Genomic DNA, 15,415 nt, shown 5'->3' with positions numbered 1-15,415 from the left:
TTAACGGTTATTCATCTAGGATTAGTTGAATAACCGTTTACGTTAACGTAAAGTGGCAAAAGCTTTAATTTAATTAATTTGCATTTACCGCACTAATTATTCAAATCTCTAACCGCGGATCCGGCCCATTTTAAGCGGCTTTGGCGTTGCAAATTAGTTATGACAACAAGAGAAGGTAGGTTATGACTAACCCCAATAACATATCGTTGAATATCAGCCATGCGCTCGAATTTATCGATGGCCATGCGCTTAACATCCCGACGCTGAAAATTCTCAGCGAAGACGGTGATATTTTGGACGGTGCAACGGCACCTGAGTTAGACAAAGACACGGCGCTGCGTATCTATTCTACCATGCGTTTTATCCGTCTGCTGGATGAACGTATGCAGGCGGCCCAGCGTCAGGGTCGGATCAGCTTTTATATGCAGTGTCTAGGTGAAGAGGCTGCAATTACCGCCAGTGCGGCTGCGCTAAAACAAGAAGACATGATCATGGCGCAGTATCGTGAACAGGCGGCGCTGCACTATCGTGGATTCTCGCTTGAGCAGTTTATGAACCAGCTGTTCTCTAACGAAAAAGACTTGGGTAAGGGTCGTCAGATGCCAGTTCATTATGGCTCAAACGAATTACACTACCTGACCATTTCATCGCCACTGGGCACACAGATCCCGCAAGCAACGGGGTATGCGTACGGCCAGAAGCTGAAGCATATTGATGCGCAAAGCGGTGAGCTAAGCAGTGAAATTGACAATGTCACCATTTGTTACTTTGGGGAAGGGGCCGCATCGGAAGGCGACTTCCACGCTGGTTTGAACATGGCCGCAGTGCATAAGGCACCGGTACTGTTTTTTGCCCGTAACAATGGTTACGCCATCTCTACGCCAGCTGATGAGCAGTTTAAAGGCGACGGTATTGCGTCTCGTGGTGTCGGCTATGGCATAAAGACCATTCGTGTCGACGGAGCAGATACCTTGGCGGTATATGCGGCAACGCAAAAAGCCCGTGAAATCGCAGTCACCACAGGTGAGCCTGTCCTTATTGAATCGATTGCTTATCGCTTAGGCGCGCACTCTACGTCGGATGACCCGTCGGGTTACCGTACCAAAGACGAAGAAGCCGAGTTTAAGTCAAACTGTCCGGTTGCCCGCTTCAAGGCCTGGTTGCTAAAACAAGGCTGGCTAAACGAAGAAGAAGACGAAGCACAAAAAGACAAGATCCGCGAAGAGATCCTGGCTGCGCTGAAGGTGGCTGAAAAGGTTCAAAAACCAGCACTGGAAGAGCTCGTTTCCGACGTTTACGATACGCCTATCCCGGCACTACAAAAACAATACGAAGAACTTAAAGAGCATATTAAACAGCATCCGGATGCGTATCCAATCACGGCTGGGAGGATAAAATAATGGCTAAAATGAACATGCTGCACGCCATTAACTCGGCGCTAGACATCACCATGGCAGAGCACCCGCAGGCGTGTATTTTTGGTGAGGATGTGGGCTATTTTGGCGGTGTATTCCGTGCCACTTCAGGCTTACAGGAAAAATACGGTAAACACCGTGTGTTTAACACGCCACTAACTGAACAGGGGATCCTGGGTTTTGCAAACGGTCTGGCGGCTTTCGGTGCACCGGCGCTTGCTGAGATCCAGTTTGCTGACTACATTTTCCCGGCGTTCGACCAGATAGTAAACGAATCGGCCAAGTTCCGTTACCGCTCTGGTAATGAGTTCAATGTCGGCAATTTGACCATTCGCACACCTTACGGCGGTGGTATTGCCGGTGGTTTGTATCACTCACAATCACCCGAAGCTTACTTTGCACATACACCTGGTCTGAAGCTGGTCGTGCCGCGTAACCCGTATCAGGCGAAGGGCCTGCTACGCGCATGTATCAAAGACGATAACCCGGTGATTTTCTTTGAACCAAAGCGTTTGTACCGCGCTTCTACTGGTGAAGTGCCTGAGGGCGATTACACCATTGAAATTGGTAAAGCGGAAGTAGTGAAAGAAGGTAAAGACGTGACACTACTTGCCTGGGGCGCACAGATGGAGATCATTGAGCAGGCAGCAGCCAAGGCAGAAGAAGCCGGGATCAGTTGTGAAGTCATTGACCTGCGCTCAATTTTACCTTGGGATGTTGAAACCATCGCTAAGTCTGTAACTAAAACCGGTCGCCTGGTTATCAGCCACGAAGCACCGATCACGAATGGATTCGGCGCTGAAATTGCAGCGACTATTCAGAAAGAGTGTTTCCTGCATCTTGAATCGCCTATTGAGCGTGTTTGTGGCCTGGATACACCTTATCCGCTGGCACTGGAAAAAGAGTATGTACCGGATGCACTTAAAGTATTCGCTGCAATTAAGAAGTCAGTAGAGTTTTAAGGGACGGATCATGTCTAAAGAATTTATTTTACCGGATATCGGCGAGGGGATCGTCGAATGTGAACTGGTCGAATGGCTGGTGAATGTTGGTGATGAAGTAAAAGAAGATCAGCCTATCTGTGATGTAATGACAGATAAGGCGCTGGTCCAGATCCCGGCTGTACATGACGGTGTGATCACCCAGTTACACTATGCAAAAGGTGATATTGCTAAAGTCCATGAGCCTTTGTTTGCAATGGATGTTGCCGGCGAAGCGCCTGCACCTGGCAGCAATACAGGTGACAGCGGTTCAGCGCCAGCTGCTTCTTCGGCGCATTTAGAAGACTTTATTTTGCCGGATATCGGTGAAGGTATTGTCGAGTGTGAAATCGTCGAGTGGTTGGTCGCAGAGGGCGATGAAATCAAAGAAGATCAGGCGGTGTGTGATGTGATGACAGACAAAGCGCTGGTGCAAATTCCGGCTAAATACGATGGTGTGGTTGAAAAACTGTATTATCAAAAAGGCGATATCGCGCAGGTGCACAGTCCGTTATTCCAGATGCGCTTAGGTGCGGATCACAGTCCGAAACAAGACGAACTGGCGGTCCATAAGCCACAGCCTGTGAAAGAAAGCAAAGCGCCGTCTGCACAACCAGCGACAGCGACTAAAGTGAACGGCAAAGCCGTTGCTTCGCCTGCGGTCAGACGTCGAGCGCGTGAGATGGACATCGACATCACTCAGGTAGCAGGCTCAGGTAAAAACGGTCGTGTATTTAAAGAAGACCTAGAGCGCTTTGCGCAAGGTGGCACCGCTGCTCAGTCGTCTACGCCTGCTCAGGCAGAGCAATCAACGCCAGCACCAGTATCATCAGGTGGTACACGTGTGGAGTCTATCCGTGGTATGAAAGCTGCGATGGCCAAGCAGATGGTTGCATCGGTTTCAACTATTCCGCATTTCACTTACAGTGATGAGATTGACATGACGGATCTGATTGCACTGCGTAAATCGCTAAAAGATCAGTACGCAAAGCAGGGCATTAAACTTACAATGATGCCGTTCTTTATCAAAGCGTTATCACTGGCAATTAAAGAATTCCCAATTCTTAATTCGCAGGTCAACGACGAGTGTACAGAGATCACTTACTTTGACGACCACAACATAGGCATGGCGGTCGACAGCAAGCTTGGATTACTGGTACCAAACATAAAACAGTGCCAGAACAAGTCGATTGTCGATGTTGCCCAAGCGGTCACGCAACTTACAGACGCTGCGCGTGAAGGGCGAGTTTCTCCTAATGACCTGAAAGGCGGTACGATCTCAATTTCGAACATCGGTGCAATCGGCGGAACGACAGCAACCCCGATTATCAATAAACCTGAAGTGGCCATTGTTGCGCTGGGTAAATTACAGCACCTGCCGCGCTTTGATGAGCAGGGCAATGTGGTGTCTCGCGCGATTATGCAGGTGAGCTGGTCTGGCGATCACCGAGTTATTGATGGCGGAACGATTGCAAGATTCAACAATTTGTGGAAGTCTTACTTAGAGGAGCCGGCTAAAATGATGATGGCCATGCGCTAATCATCGCTTTTTGCTAGTTTCTTACTTGTTGTAAAGGGCCTTTACGGCCCTTTTTTAATGCCCCCGCCGCTCAAAAACTAAAAAGCACCTACTGGCTTAGCGAGTTAGATTTTCGTTGATCCGTGTAAATCGCTTATGCGTATTACAAGTCAGATTTAACTGTTTGGCCTGATTTTATGATGCAAAGCGTGCAAATGGCACTTTTTCCACTACCCGTATTTCTGCTGCCCGGTGGCGTCACCCGGTTGAGGATTTTTGAACAAAAGTATTTACGTATGGTGAAAGAAGCGGGCGACGACCGTCACTTCGCGCTGAGCTTGTATAAGTCTGCGACTGATTATCAGACAGCCCCCTGGGCAAGCTGGGTCGAAATTATTGATTTTGGTTCCGCGGAAGATGATATTCTGACCATAGATGTGCGCTCTAAGGGCTTGCTGGATGTAACCGAAGTCTGGATGGAAGCGGACGGATTACGTCAGGCTCGCTTTGATGTAAGACCACACTGGTCGCATTGCGAGCTGGCGCCCAGATATCAGCACGTCAGTGACGAGCTGCTGCGTATATTCAAACAAAATCCAGAGCTGGCAGCGCTCTATCCTGAGCCGCGCTTTGACGATGCCGCCTGGGTAGCCGGACGTTTCTTGGAGATTTTACCGTTTTCTCCTGAGCATAAAGAGGGCTTTTGTGAGCCTGGTACATTGCCTCAGGCACTGAAATTCCTAGATACCATTTTAACGGGTCAGGACGACTGATATATTCGTCAGCATGTGTGATCCAAATCTATTCGTTCCACGTATAGGGTCTACAGAAATAAAAAATCCGTTTTTAAACTTCCATTATGTATGGATGTGAGCTAATGATAGAAAAAAGCCGACAGCAAAGTACCAAAACGCCACAGGGGTCAGTTATGAAAGACGTTGCTGCTACACAAACTTCAGAGCAACGCCTGCTCAGTCCCGAGCAACAGGCGCAGTTGTGCGATTGGATGCACCGCATTGCCAAGCAAAGGGATAGAAAAGCATTCGCCTGTTTATTCAAGTGGTTTGCACCTAAGGTGTTGCATCTGGGGCGCCAACGTTTTGGTGATGCAAGCCAGGCGCAAGAGCTGCTGCAGGAAAGCATGGCCAATGTGTGGCGAAAAGCACACTTATTTAATGCCGAAAAAGGCGCGGTAACCACCTGGATCTATACTTTGGTGCGTAATCAGTCCTTCGATATGCTCAGAAAGATGCAGACCAATCGCGAGGATAACCTCAGTGAGGACATCTGGCAGCAACATAGCAACGAACGAGATGACAGTGCCGAATTTTCCGATCATTTGTTGGACAGGCAGCTCGTAGAGTATGTAGAAAAGCTACCTGAAGAACAAAAAAATGTCGTGAAAGGCATTTATTTTCAGGAGATGAGCCAGGAAGAGCTGGCAAATCAACTTGGCATACCTTTGGGCACCGTAAAATCCCGACTGAGACTGGCACTGGGCAAACTGAAAGCACATATGGGGGAGCACCATGATTAAATATCACCCATCCGAACAAATTCTTCAATCTTATGTTCAGGGAGAACTGTGCGCGTCACTCAGTGTGGCTGTGAGCATGCATGTGGCTATGTGCCCGCAATGTCAGCAGCTAACGAGTCAGTTTGAAGCAAGCTGTGCGCATAGCTTTGCTGGTGAAGATATGGACCTGCAAGGTGATGAAAACTGGGACGATTTAATCGCCCAGATAACAGAAGACACTATGATTGCTGAAGACTCAGCACCAGCACCTCTCGAAATAGAAGTTAAGGGAGAGCAGTTTGTACTGCCATCCAGTTTACAAAATGTCGGTCTGAGTGGCTGGTTAAAACTCGGCAAATTATCTCGTTCCAGATTGGATCTGGGCGATGGAAAGCTTCATGCCAGTTTATTACACATTGAAAAAGGTGGCAGTGTGCCACAACACACCCACAAAGGGTTTGAGCTGACGTTGCTGCTTTCGGGCACTTTCAAAGATGAAATGGACAGCTATGTGCCGGGCGATTTCATTATGCTTGACGGGGAGCATGAACACTCGCCTGTCGCAACCGAGTCGTGCCTGTGCTTTACGCTGGCCGACGATGCACTGCACTTTAGCCAGGGGCTTAGTCAGCTGTTTAATCCTATTGGTAAGCTGATTTACTAGTCCAGCAGTAAAATACCTTCTAATTCGTCCTTCGAGTTGAGCACAAAGCCCGTCTTTGTGCTTTTTTCGTTTATAGGGTGCTGATTTCAGGCGTTTTATCGTAAATGCTGCTAATGTAGTAAAAGAGCAAGTTTACGAACTTAGGAAAGCTGCCGCCCGGACAAAAGGTTGCTGGAACCTGGAAGAGTTTGATCTGATGCTGTGTTGCACGCGTACAACAAAGCATATTAGCAAAAAGGACAGAGTAATGACCGAACAACCAGACTGGCTCAGCAATTTTGTAAGGATTTACAATAAGCTGGACAAAGAAACCTTGCACTTGTTGGAAGAAATTTACCATCCTGATATTCAGTTTAGTGACCCGCTTCACGGGATCAGTGGATTGCAAAATCTAAGCACTTATTTTAGCGACATGTACAGCAATGTGATCAGCTGTCAGTTTGATATTCAGCACAGTTTATCACAGGGCGATCAGGCTGCGTTGTACTGGACCATGCACTACAGACACAAGCGCCTGAGCAAAGGGCGGGAGATAAGTGTAGATGGCCACTCCTTTTTAAAAGTGCAGGATGGCAAAGTGATAATGCACCGTGACTACTTCGATGCTGGCAGCTTGCTGTACGAGCATATTCCCGTCATGGGGATGGGGGTACGCTGGCTTAAATCTCGCATTTCGGGGGAGCAAGCATCTGGCACAGACAATGGAGGGCAGCAGACATGCCCGAAGTTTTAATTACCGGCGCCAGCTCCGGAATAGGGCTGGCACTGGCCAAGCGCTATAAAGACGCAGGATACAGAGTGCACGTTTGTGGCCGCAATAAAGACAAGCTGCAATCGGTTTTGCCTGAATCTGAACAAGTCCGGCATATATGCTTTGATCTTAACGATAAGGCTGCCATTTTTGCGGTGGCGGATAAGCTGCCACAGTTAGATGGGATTATTCTCAACGCCGGTGGTTGTGAATACATAGACGACGCCAAACAATTCGACTCAGCACTGTTTGAGCGCATCATCCGCGTTAACCTGATCTCAGTCGGCTACTGTCTGGATGCCTGGCTTGGCAAACTTAACAGCAGCGCATTTCTGGTTTTTGTCAGCTCATCGGCCAGTTTTTTACCACTGCCGCGTGCTGAGGCCTACGGCGCTTCCAAAGCAGGACTAACCTATTTGGCCAAGACATTGGATGTGGATTTGGCCGGAAGCGGTATTCAGGTAAGCGTTGTACACCCGGGTTTTGTAGATACCCCGCTTACCCAAAAAAATGATTTTCCAATGCCTTGTCAAGTAACCAGCGAACAAGCCGCGGAGCGTATCTTTCAAGGGATAGAAAAAAAACAGTTTGATATTCACTTTCCTCGCAGGTTTACCTACCTGCTTAAATTTTTTGGTTGGTTGCCGCATAACGTTTGGCGACATGTTGCGGCAAAATGGATAAAAAGATGAAAAAAATAGCCGTCATTGGTAGTGGCGTTTCAGGTATGGTCTGTGCACGTTTGCTCAGTACCCAACACGATGTACATTTGTTTGAAAAAAGAGATCGCCTTGGTGGCCACACTGCCACAAAAGAGGTTGAGTACCAGGGCCAAACCTATCAGGTTGATACCGGGTTTATTGTTTATAACGACCGAACTTATCCAAACTTCATTAAATTGATGGATAAACTGGGGATCCAGGGCAAGCCCACTGAAATGAGTTTCAGTGTGCACAATAAAGACACTGGGCTGGAATACAACGGTCACGACCTTAATACCTTGTTCGCACAACGACGTAACTTAGTTCGTCCTAAATTTTGGCGCCTGATCCGAGAAATTGTACGTTTCAATAAAACTGCCAAACAGCGCTTCGCGGAAGATGACTTTTCTGCTAACGAAACACTGGGTAGTTTTCTTGGTGAGCAAAATTTCAGCGATTTTTTTGCTGAACATTATATTTTGCCGATGGGCGCTGCAATCTGGTCTACCAGCTTACAGAAAATGAAGGAATTCGAGCTCAAATTTTTTGTTCGCTTTTTTTATCATCACGGCTTACTCAATATCAGCGACAGGCCTCAGTGGTATGTGATCCCGGGTGGCTCTAAGCAGTATATTGCGCCGCTGTTAAGTGGTCTGGAGGCCAATATCCATCTTGATGCAGACATCAAAAAAGTGACCCGAGAAAACGGCCGTGTTCAGTTGCACTTTACTGATACCGTTAGTGAATTTGATGAGGTGGTACTGGCCTGTCATAGCGATCAGGCGCTCAACTTACTCGGCGATGCCAGCGCAGAAGAAAGCAGCGTGCTCTCGGCTATTCCTTACGCAAAAAACAGCGTGATTTTACATACTGATACGGACTTGCTGCCGAAGCGTCGTTTAGCCTGGGCTGCCTGGAACTACTTGCTCGACAACAATGAATCTCGCCCTGCGGCAGTAACATACAATATGAATATATTGCAGGGTATCGAGGCACCATGCACCTTTTGTGTGACGCTTAACCAGCCAATCGATGAAGACAAGGTGATCGGACAATATCAATACGCGCATCCGGTATTCAATACCCAGAGCATGGCGGCCCAACAGCGTCGCAAGGAAATTTGTGGACTTCAGCATACTCATTTTGCGGGCGCCTATTGGTACAACGGTTTTCACGAAGACGGCGTGCGCAGTGCGGTTGATGTAGCAGCACGGTTTGGCATTAGCCTGGATGACCTGTAATGAGTGACACGCAGCACAGTTCGCCCTTATATGTAGGCCAAGTCAGGCATCGGCGCTTTGCTCCTGTGCCTCATGGCTTTTCCTATCGCCTTTATATGCTGTGCCTGGATCTGGATGAAGACACCTTTGTGCAAAAAGGCAGGGGCCTCATTGGTCCCCAGTGGTATCGGCCCATTCGTTTTTGCCAACAAGACTACCTCAAGGGTGATCCCGGCACGCTGCAACAACGTATAAAAAACAAAGTCATAGAGCTTGGCGGGCAATGGCCCGGAGGTCGCGTAAAAGCACTGGTTCAGGGGCGTTGTCTGGGATTATATTTCAGCCCGCTTAATGTGTACTTTTGTTACGACGAGCAGGGCAAGTGTAACCTGATGCTGGCAGAGGTAAGCAACACCCCATGGAATCAGCGACATTATTATCTGGTCGATATCAGTCAGGCGCACAGAACCGATAAGGTATTTCATGTGTCGCCATTTATGACTCTGGATATGCAGTATTTGTGGCGTGTTAGTGCGCCGCCCGCACAAGGGGCAGGGCGATTACTGGTGCACATAGAAAACCACGCTACGGCCGAACATGAGTACAAGCAAAAGGGCGCCTTACAAGACGACAAGCTGTTTGATGCCACCATGGCACTCAAGTCAACACCCTTGTCGGTTAAAAGCCTGTTGGGGCTGGGCCTGTGTTTGCCCTCTATGACATTGAAAATATGCCTGGCGATTTACTGGCAGGCACTCAAACTTTGGGTGAAGCGTGTGCCTTTTATACCGCACCCTGAAACGCATTCTAACTGTAATAAAGCGAAGTGATACATGGAACAAAATAGCCAAACCATCTCTAAGCCTGCCACGGTATCCTGGTGGCATCAGTTGATGATAAATAAGGCCAGAGCCGTCATTTTTAAGTTGCTTGAAAAACTGGAACATGACCGCCTTGAGATCATTGAAGGCAGTGAAAAAGTCGTGCTGGGGGCGATGCAACCCAGACTACAGGCGACCATTTTCGTCAATGACATTAGTTTTTACCTGGATGTGCTTAAAGGAGGCGGTATTGGCGCCGCTGAGGCGTTTATTGAAGGGAAGTGGCATAGCCCGGACCTGACCAAAGTGATCCGCATGTTTGCCCGCGCGCAATCTCAGCTGGATGAGCTGGAAGGCAAAATGTCCTGGCTTACCGCCGTGAAAAATCGCCTCTTTCACTTTGGCAATCGCAACAGTGAGTCGGGCTCTAAGCAAAACATACTGGCCCATTATGATTTAAGTAATGATCTGTATCAGGCATTTCTTGACCCAAGCATGATGTATTCCAGCGCGGTCTTTGAAAACTTAGATCAGCCCCTAGAGCAGGCCCAACATAACAAGCTAAAAATCATCTGCGACAAACTAGAGCTGAGCGCCGATGACCATTTACTAGAAATTGGAACGGGCTGGGGAGCACTGGCAATTTTTGCGGCGCAAAACTATGGCTGTAAGGTAACAACTACGACGATTTCCGACGCTCAGCATGACTATACAGCGCAAAGAATTGAAGCGGCTGGTTTGCAGGGGCAGATAACCCTGTTAAAGCAAGATTATCGCTTACTTGAGGGTAAGTTCGATAAGCTAGTTTCCATCGAGATGATCGAGGCCGTTGGACACAGTTTTATGCCGGGCTTTTTTGCCAAGTGCAGCAGCCTGTTAAAAGACGATGGTCTGATGCTACTGCAGGCTATTACAATTTCTGACAGTCGCTACGATCATTACCGCAATAACGTGGATTTCATCCAGCGTTATATTTTCCCAGGCGGGTGTCTGCCATCTGTGGCTGTGATGTCACAACACCTGGCCACACAGACGGATATGGTGGTGCGAGATATAGACGATATCGGCCTGCATTATGCGCAAACGCTTAAACGCTGGCGGGTTCAGTTTGAGCAGAACTGGCAACAGATCCGCACGTTTGGATTTGACGAGCAGTTCAGACGTTTATGGCTCTTTTATCTGCAATATTGTGAAGGCGCATTTTTGGAGCGGGTGATCAGTACGCATCATTTAGTTGCACGTAAACCCAGATATGTTGGGGTCAATGATGAGCAATTTCTGGCTAGTTAACCTCGTTATATTCCAGTCAGTGTGGTGGTTGAGTGCTTTGTTCACTCATCACGCATTGATTGGGGTCATAGTGTTGCTGGCGCTGCACTTCGCGTTGTCGCCAAGTCGCAAGGCTGACCTCAGTAGCCTTATGGTTGTACCGGTAGGTTTATTGGTAGACCAAGCTCTGGCGGCAGCGGGCGTCATCCAGTTTGCCGGTGATCAGCCCTGGCTTCCTGTGTGGCTTGCTTTTTTGTGGGTGCATTTTACCTTGACGCTCAACCACAGTCTGAGCTGGCTAGGACGTTGCCATCTGGGCGTTCAGTCTTTACTCGGTGCGGTGTTTGGCGCTCTGAGCTACATTGGCGGCATAAAACTCGGTGCACTTGATAGCGCGCTGACCGTTTTCAATTTGTTTATAGTCTTTGGCGCTGTCTGGGCGGTTGTGTTGCCTCTGGTCGTTCACCTTAACAGCCGTTTTGTCGCGAAAACAGGAGTACAACATGTTTAAACAGTTAAACGGCTTGATTTTGTCAGCTGCATTAATTGTGGCGCACGCTGTGGTTTCGACGCAGGCTGAGGCATCAACATCAATTGAGCTGTCGGAGCTTGATTTACGCGGTACGGCAGACTTGCGCTATTTGTTCTGGGATGTTTACTCAGCTGCGCTTTACACCGGCGGTGAGGCTTATCGGGAAACTGAATATCCCCAGATACTGAGCTTGACCTACAAGCGCGACATTGAGGCGCAGGAGTTGGTTGACGCAACCGAAGAGCAGTGGCAAAAACAGCAGCTTTCGCTTGATAACAGTGAACAATGGCTGCGGCAGCTTGCTCAGCTTTGGCCTGATATACGCAAAGGTAACCAGTTGATCCTGGTGGTCGATGAGGACCTGCAAAGTCGCTTTTACTTCCGCCCTGAACCGCCAGCTGAGCTGAGTGGGTCGCTGTCCGAATCTGATCTTAAAGCGTCGGCGCGTTTTTTAGGTGCGATTAAGGACAGTGCATTTGGGCCGGCCTTTTTAGGGATCTGGCTGTCCGAAAAAACCACAGAGCCTGAGCTAAGAAAGCAGCTCATAGGAAGAAGGTAACACAATGAAACTAGTTATAACTTTGCTGCTGGCGTTGGCTCTGAGTGGCTGCACCAGCAAAACGATTGCGGAATACAGCGACACCAAACCAGAGCTGGCACTGGAGCAGTTTTTTGAAGGTGAGCTCACGGCCTACGGGATAGTGCTGGATCGCAGTGGCAATCTTACCCGGCGCTTTGAGGCCGACTTGATAGGCACCTGGCGCGGCAATAAAGGTGAGCTGAAAGAGTGGTTTCGCTTCGACGACGGGGAGAAGTCAACCAGAGTCTGGCAGCTCGAGAAAACCGCAGACAATCGCTATAAAGGTACCGCCGGTGATGTGATTGGGGTTGCGCAAGGCGAAACGGCAGGGTCGGCTTTGTATTGGCGATATCAGCTGGAAATCCAATATCAGGGTAAGCCGCTGGAGGTGACGCTAGACGACTGGATGTATTTGGTTAACGAAAAACGCTTGTTTAACCGCACAGAAATCATCAAATGGGGTTTTAAAGTCGGGGAAGTTATCCTCATCATTGAAAAGCATGATACTTAAAACCAAACAGAACTTGACGTTGAAAAGGCCTGCACAAGCAGGCCTTTATGTTTTCAGCTGAAGTAATATAAGCCGTAACCCACAAGCAAGGCGGGTATCGCCGAGTAAAGGGTGGCCAGAGCAGCGGCCCTGGGGGCCAGCGCCAGTGCCGGGAATAGGGCATCACCGTCGTTGGCGATGGCGTTCGCAGCTAATGCACTGAAAGGTAAGACACCCTGAATATACAAGCTGGTGACGACAATCTGTGGCCCACAGCCGGGCAGCATACCAATTGCAATGGCAATCAGCGGCGCAAATACTGCGTACTCTGAGAACCAGGCCGCCAGGTCCAGGCCAAACAAGGCAACGGACAGTTCATACAGCATAAAGCTGGCCACCACCCATGCGGTCACAAAGTGGGTGTCGTGGATGACCTTGGCCAGTTTGGAAGGGGGATCCTGTTCATCGTCCTCAGCGGTGACTTCGCGGTAGCTTTGGCCTTTTGAAGACAATGCCCAGATAGTCAGGGCGAACAGGGCCAGCGCTGCGCCTGCCAGCTCAACAGGCTTGGTTAATATGCCCAGGTCCGTATTAAAAGCGATAAGCAGCGCGATAACCACACAAGGTAGTAAAACCCAGCGCCATACAGGCTCGCTAAAGCGGATAGCGCTGGGTGGCGTTTTGCACTCTATGGCGGTTCTGCTGTGCCTGTTGGGTTGGCAAAATTCAGGTTTGTGCAGCATATTAACCACCAAACCACTGACGATGCCCACAGCCACACCCAGGGCGATGATAGTCAGGCCTTCGAGCGGCTTCTTAGCCAGAAGCAGGAACGCGGCATCGCCCATGGTTGCCGTCAATACAGCAACCACAGAGGCAAAACTTGCCTGTCCTTTGGTGAACTGAGTGACCACTATGATTGCACCGCCGCAGCCGGGTAGCGCCCCGAGTATTGCGGCCATTGAGATCTCCAATAGCGGCGACCTGGCTTTGAGGTAACTGAGCTCCAACTGAGGCAGCCTGTCGATAAGAAAGTAATAGATTGCCAGGGTACCGGCGACAAACACACTCACCTGAAAAAACGCGTCAGCGAGCGTGGCAATGGTTAAAGTGCGCAGAGGGTCAAATAGCAATGCCAGACAGATTAACATCGGCAGCAGCAAACGCTTGTTTGCCAGTAACGAAGAGAGAGCTGAGCTGCGTTTGGTGGTTGTAGAGTAGGATTGTGAGAGCATAAAAAGTGCAACCGGTTGAAAACACAGTTGCACTTTAGAATGATATTAAATGAAAATCAATATCATTTGCGTTTATTTGTTGCGTTGGAACTCAGAAGTTGCTTTCCAGGTCGGCCATTCACTCTGCTGAGAAATGTCGTACCCTACCTGGAAGAACAATTGCAGATCCTGTACCGCGCCGCTTAAGTCCCATTCTTCACGGTAGCGATCACAAGGCTGGTGATAACAACCGCGTAAAACCAGGCTCATACGCTTACGGTATTGCTCAGTGGCTTCGTCACGCGCTTCAGTACCGCCACCGGCATACATGGCCGGGACGCCCATGTTAGCAAAGGCGAAATGATCTGAACGATAGTAGCCACCTGCAGCCGGACGTGGATCGCCCGAGACAACACGGTCCTGTGCTTTTGCGGCGGTTTCCAGCATTTCGTCCAGCGATGACTTGCCAATACCCACAACACTGATGTCTTTTACCTTGCCCAGCAAGTTCAGGCTGTCCATATTAATGTTGGCAACCGTTTTATCCGCAGGGATAACCGGGTTTGCAGCATAAAATTTTGAGCCCAGCAGGCCTTGTTCTTCCGCGGTCACGGCCAGGAAAGTGATTGAACGATCCGGTTTAACAGGCAGCTTGCTGAAAGCTTCGGCGACTTCAATCATGCCACCTGTACCGGTTGCATTATCGTGTGCACCGTTGTAAATCTTATCGCCTTTACGGTTAGGATCTGTGCCCAAGTGATCCCAGTGTGCTGAGTAAATGATGTGCTCGTCACTGTGCTTGGCACCAGGCAGGGTCGCGATGAAGTTATAAGACGTTGAGGTGCTGATCTTACTTTTCACGGTGACAGACGCAGTTAAGTCGCCCATGTCTACGTGATAGGCACCGGCCGCCGCTTTTTCTTTTGCTTCGGCAAAGTCCAGATCCGCTTTTGCAAATAGCTCTTTGGCAACATCACTGGTTACCCAACCTTCGACAGCGACACGGTCCATGTTGTTGTTTTCTTTCTGGAAGCCAAACTGAGGGCCACTCCAGGAGTTTTCAACAACGCTCCAGGGGTAAGAGGCTGGCGCGGTTTCGTGAACGATAATAGCACCTGCTGCACCCTGGCGGCTCGCTTCTTCATATTTGTATGTCCAGCGGCCGTAGTAGGTCATGGCTTCACCGGTAAACAAAGCCGGATCTTTGCGTGCAAAGCCTGGGTCATTAACCAGCATGACCACAGTTTTACCGCGTACATCCAGGCCTTCGTAATCGTTCCAGCCATATTCTGGGGCATTGACACCATAGCCGACAAACACCAGCTCTGAATCTTTAATCGACTCCAGTTTGCTGATACGGCCGGTACCCATCACCATATCTTTCTTATACTCGTAATCTTTGCCGCCAATGCTCAGGGTCATGTTAGGATCGGCTTCGATGGATACCAGAGGCACTTCCTGAAAGAAGCTGTCGCCATTGCCTGGCTGGAAACCCAGCTCAGTGAAATGCTTTTTAAGATATGCCAGTGTCAGCTCTTCGCCTTTGGTAGACGGGGCGCGGCCACCAAATTCATCAGAGGCAAGGGTTTTAATATGCGTAGTCAGTTGCTCAGCGTTAATGCTGTTATAAGCGGCGGTTACGTCGCCAGGCTGGTTGGTTTGTGTCGCCATACAGCCAGCTAACACAGCAACAGAAAGTGCGCTTAGCGCGAGTTTTAGTTTCATAGTGTTATTATCTTCGCT

General features: G+C 49.2%; 16 protein-coding genes. 14 read left to right on the top strand and 2 right to left on the bottom strand.

Features of this window, described 5'->3' with window-relative positions; translation table 11 throughout:
• The first annotated feature begins 182 nt into the window (after positions 1-182).
• The 14 genes from L1285_RS14130 to L1285_RS14065 all read left to right on the top strand — a co-directional run bounded on the left by L1285_RS14130 (position 183) and on the right by L1285_RS14065 (position 12,479).
• Positions 183-1,400: a thiamine pyrophosphate-dependent dehydrogenase E1 component subunit alpha gene (locus L1285_RS14130; protein WP_046004495.1), complete on the top strand. Its 1,218-nt coding sequence runs from the start codon at positions 183-185 to the stop codon at positions 1,398-1,400.
• Positions 1,400-2,377 carry an alpha-ketoacid dehydrogenase subunit beta gene (locus tag L1285_RS14125; RefSeq protein WP_046004494.1) on the top strand — a complete coding sequence of 326 codons (978 nt, stop codon included), beginning with the start codon at positions 1,400-1,402 and terminating at the stop codon, positions 2,375-2,377. Before L1285_RS14130 ends, L1285_RS14125 begins: the two co-directional genes overlap by 1 nt.
• A 10-nt stretch (positions 2,378-2,387) precedes the next feature.
• On the top strand, positions 2,388-3,935 hold the full coding sequence (locus L1285_RS14120; protein ID WP_235412854.1) for a dihydrolipoyllysine-residue acetyltransferase: 1,548 nt from the start codon (positions 2,388-2,390) through the stop codon (positions 3,933-3,935).
• Positions 3,936-4,129: 194 nt separating this feature from the next.
• Positions 4,130-4,687 (top strand): LON peptidase substrate-binding domain-containing protein, encoded by a 558-nt coding sequence (locus L1285_RS14115; protein WP_235412853.1) that lies wholly within the window; start codon positions 4,130-4,132, stop codon positions 4,685-4,687.
• 104 nt (positions 4,688-4,791) lie between these two features.
• Positions 4,792-5,451: a sigma-70 family RNA polymerase sigma factor gene (locus tag L1285_RS14110; RefSeq protein ID WP_235412852.1), complete on the top strand. Its 660-nt coding sequence runs from the start codon at positions 4,792-4,794 to the stop codon at positions 5,449-5,451.
• Positions 5,444-6,094 carry a ChrR family anti-sigma-E factor gene (locus L1285_RS14105; protein WP_235412851.1) on the top strand — a complete coding sequence of 217 codons (651 nt, stop codon included), beginning with the start codon at positions 5,444-5,446 and terminating at the stop codon, positions 6,092-6,094. Before L1285_RS14110 ends, L1285_RS14105 begins: the two co-directional genes overlap by 8 nt.
• Positions 6,095-6,341: 247 nt before the next feature.
• On the top strand, positions 6,342-6,827 hold the full coding sequence (locus L1285_RS14100) for a nuclear transport factor 2 family protein (protein ID WP_235412850.1): 486 nt from the start codon (positions 6,342-6,344) through the stop codon (positions 6,825-6,827).
• Positions 6,812-7,537, top strand: a complete 726-nt coding sequence (locus tag L1285_RS14095; RefSeq protein ID WP_235412849.1) for an SDR family NAD(P)-dependent oxidoreductase — start codon at positions 6,812-6,814, stop codon at positions 7,535-7,537. The genes L1285_RS14100 and L1285_RS14095 overlap by 16 nt, the downstream gene beginning before the upstream one ends.
• Positions 7,534-8,787 carry an NAD(P)/FAD-dependent oxidoreductase gene (locus L1285_RS14090; protein WP_235412848.1) on the top strand — a complete coding sequence of 418 codons (1,254 nt, stop codon included), beginning with the start codon at positions 7,534-7,536 and terminating at the stop codon, positions 8,785-8,787. The genes L1285_RS14095 and L1285_RS14090 overlap by 4 nt, the downstream gene beginning before the upstream one ends.
• Positions 8,787-9,596, top strand: coding sequence for a DUF1365 domain-containing protein (locus tag L1285_RS14085; protein ID WP_235412847.1), 810 nt, complete (start codon positions 8,787-8,789; stop codon positions 9,594-9,596). The genes L1285_RS14090 and L1285_RS14085 overlap by 1 nt, the downstream gene beginning before the upstream one ends.
• Positions 9,597-9,599: 3 nt before the next feature.
• On the top strand, positions 9,600-10,877 hold the full coding sequence (locus tag L1285_RS14080) for an SAM-dependent methyltransferase (RefSeq protein WP_235412846.1): 1,278 nt from the start codon (positions 9,600-9,602) through the stop codon (positions 10,875-10,877).
• Positions 10,855-11,367, top strand: a complete 513-nt coding sequence (locus L1285_RS14075; RefSeq protein WP_235412845.1) for a DUF2878 domain-containing protein — start codon at positions 10,855-10,857, stop codon at positions 11,365-11,367. The genes L1285_RS14080 and L1285_RS14075 overlap by 23 nt, the downstream gene beginning before the upstream one ends.
• Entirely contained in the window at positions 11,360-11,947 is a 588-nt protein-coding gene (locus L1285_RS14070; RefSeq protein WP_235412844.1) for a chalcone isomerase family protein, read from the top strand. The genes L1285_RS14075 and L1285_RS14070 overlap by 8 nt, the downstream gene beginning before the upstream one ends.
• A 4-nt stretch (positions 11,948-11,951) precedes the next feature.
• On the top strand, positions 11,952-12,479 hold the full coding sequence (locus L1285_RS14065; RefSeq protein WP_235412843.1) for a DUF3833 domain-containing protein: 528 nt from the start codon (positions 11,952-11,954) through the stop codon (positions 12,477-12,479).
• Positions 12,480-12,532: 53 nt separating this feature from the next.
• Here the strand turns inward: L1285_RS14065 and L1285_RS14060 are convergent, their stop codons facing one another.
• The gene (locus L1285_RS14060; protein WP_235412842.1) at positions 12,533-13,693 is read right to left on the bottom strand and encodes a putative manganese transporter; all 1,161 of its coding nucleotides are present in this window, start codon (positions 13,691-13,693) and stop codon (positions 12,533-12,535) included.
• Between the two features lie 72 nt (positions 13,694-13,765).
• Complete coding sequence (locus L1285_RS14055) at positions 13,766-15,397, bottom strand: M28 family metallopeptidase (RefSeq protein WP_235412841.1); 1,632 nt, start codon at positions 15,395-15,397, stop codon at positions 13,766-13,768.
• Positions 15,398-15,415 lie beyond the last annotated feature (18 nt).

The sequence above is a fragment of the Pseudoalteromonas sp. DL2-H2.2 genome (assembly GCF_021532535.1).
Lineage (GTDB): Bacteria > Pseudomonadota > Gammaproteobacteria > Enterobacterales > Alteromonadaceae > Pseudoalteromonas > Pseudoalteromonas rubra_A.
The sequence above is the reverse complement of the archived record's forward strand: the minus strand, read 5'-3'. Positions and strand labels throughout refer to the sequence as shown.